1 rRNA gene is annotated in these 216 nt (G+C 56.9%); it reads left to right on the top strand.

The annotated features are described in order from the left end of the window. A 23S ribosomal RNA gene (locus E0702_RS18970) occupies positions 1-216 on the top strand; the annotation flags it as partial.

Genomic DNA, 216 nt, shown 5'->3' with positions numbered 1-216 from the left:
GGTACGTGAGCTGGGTTTAGAACGTCGTGAGACAGTTCGGTCCCTATCTGCCGTGGGTGTAGGAGACTTGAGAAGAGTTGCCCCTAGTACGAGAGGACCGGGGTGAACGCTCCACTGGTGGACCAGTTGTCGTGCCAACGGCAGTGCTGGGTAGCTATGATCGGACAGGATAACCGCTGAAGGCATCTAAGCGGGAAGCCCCCCTCAAAACAAGGT

Origin of the sequence: Halomonas marinisediminis, from assembly GCF_004347715.1 — a bacterium.
GTDB classification, from domain to species: Bacteria; Pseudomonadota; Gammaproteobacteria; order Pseudomonadales; family Halomonadaceae; genus Halomonas; species Halomonas icarae.
Note: the sequence above shows the minus strand (reverse complement) of the source record. Positions and strands in the feature narration are given on the sequence as shown.